Below are 1,781 nucleotides of genomic sequence, written 5' to 3' on the forward strand. Positions count from 1 at the left end.
AAAAAAACAACAATCAAAAGATCGCAGCCTGCGGCAGCTCCTACAGGGTAACAGCCGAAATTATTGAGTTTTATCTATTAATCAACCCTAAAAATCAACTTAACAAATATATCCTCCAGCGCGACACTCCAGTCATTCGGCTAGCCAGCCGCCCGACAAACAATAAAAGAGGTGCATATGGCAGGTTTCGACAAGCGCGTGAGTTCCTACGAGGAGGCCATGGCGGGTCTTGAAGACGGCATGACCGTGATTGCCGGCGGCTTCGGCCTGTGTGGCATCCCGGAAAACCTGATCGCCGAGATCAAGCGCAAAGGCACCCGCGACCTCACCGTGGTCTCCAATAACTGCGGCGTCGACGGTTTCGGCCTCGGTGTGCTGCTGACCGACCGTCAGATCCGCAAAGTGATCGCCTCCTACGTCGGCGAAAAACAAACTGTTCGAAGAGCAGCTGCTCAAGGGCGACATCGAAGTCATCCTGACCCCGCAAGGCACCCTCGCCGAGAAAATGCGCGCGGGCGGTGCCGGTATCCCGGCTTTCTTCACCGCCACCGGCGTCGGCACTCCGGTCGCCGAAGGCAAGGAAGTGCGTGAATTCAACGGGCGCAAGTACCTGATGGAAGAATCCATCACTGGCGACTTCGCCATCGTCAAAGGCTGGAAAGCCGACCATTTCGGTAACGTCATCTACCGTCACACCGCGCAGAACTTCAACCCGCTGGCGGCTACCGCCGGCAAGATCACCGTGGTCGAAGTCGAAGAAATCGTCGAGCCCGGCGAACTGGATCCGTCGCAGATCCACACCCCCGGCATCTACGTCGACCGGGTCATTTGCGGCACGTTCGAAAAGCGCATCGAACAGCGCACCATCCGCAAATAATGCAGGCTGACGGAGAATAAACACATGGCACTTACCCGCGAACAAATGGCTCAGCGCGTCGCCCGCGAAATGCAGGACGGCTACTACGTGAACCTCGGTATCGGCATTCCGACCCTGGTCGCCAACTACATTCCCGACGGCATGGAAGTCATGCTGCAATCGGAAAACGGCCTGCTCGGCATGGGCCCGTTTCCGACTGAAGACACCATCGATGCCGATATGATCAACGCCGGCAAACAGACCGTCACCGCGCGCATCGGCGCGTCGATCTTCAACTCCGCCGAATCCTTCGCGATGATCCGCGGCGGCCATGTCGACCTGACCGTGCTCGGCGCGTTCGAGGTCGACGTCGAAGGCAACATCGCCTCGTGGATGATTCCCGGCAAACTGGTCAAGGGCATGGGCGGCGCGATGGATCTGGTGGCCGGTGCCGACAACATCATCGTGATCATGACCCACGCCTCCAAGGACGGTGAGTCCAAACTTCTGTCCAAATGCAGCCTGCCGCTGACCGGCGCCGGCTGCATCAAGCGCGTGCTGACCGACCTCGCCTACCTGGAAATCGAAAATGGCGCTTTTGTCCTCAAGGAACGCGCACCTGGCGTCAGCGTCGAGGAAATCGTCGCCAAAACCGCTGGTAAACTGATCGTCCCGGATCACGTACCGGAAATGCAGTTCGCTGCCCAGTGAGGAATTCGAAAATGCAAGACGTCGTAATTGTTGCCGCCACGCGCACCGCGATCGGCAGTTTCCAAGGGTCTCTGGCCAGCGTGTCCGCGGTGGATCTGGGCGCTGCGGTGATCCGTCAGTTGCTGGAACAGACCGGTCTGGACGGTGCGCAGGTCGATGAAGTGATCATGGGCCAGGTGCTGACCGCCGGCGCTGGGCAGAACCCGGCGCGTCA

The 1,781-nt window shown here is 58.9% G+C and carries 2 protein-coding genes and 2 pseudogenes; all 4 read left to right on the plus strand.

From position 1 onward, the window contains the following. Nucleotides 1-233, plus strand: a 233-nt coding sequence (locus tag HT737_RS31275) for a hypothetical protein (RefSeq protein WP_220459446.1), incomplete at its 5' end; no start/stop codon positions are given. Then, nucleotides 178-877 (plus strand): annotated as a pseudogene (locus HT737_RS19890) (CoA transferase subunit A). The gene HT737_RS31275 and the pseudogene HT737_RS19890, both read left to right, overlap by 56 nt. A 24-nt stretch (nt 878-901) precedes the next feature. After that, complete coding sequence (locus HT737_RS19895; RefSeq protein ID WP_047293423.1) at nt 902-1,567, plus strand: CoA transferase subunit B; 666 nt, start codon at nt 902-904, stop codon at nt 1,565-1,567. A gap of 11 nt (nt 1,568-1,578) precedes the next feature. Further along, nucleotides 1,579-1,781: pseudogene (locus tag HT737_RS19900) on the plus strand (acetyl-CoA C-acetyltransferase); the annotation flags it as partial.

Source organism: Pseudomonas sp. MD195_PC81_125, from assembly GCF_014060985.1.
Classification (GTDB): Bacteria; Pseudomonadota; Gammaproteobacteria; order Pseudomonadales; family Pseudomonadaceae; genus Aquipseudomonas; species Aquipseudomonas parakoreensis.

Coding starts and splice junctions, on each gene's coding strand:
- HT737_RS19895 (WP_047293423.1), top strand. CDS start 902: ATGGCACTTACCCGCGAACAAATGGCTCAGCGCGTCGCCCGCGAAATG.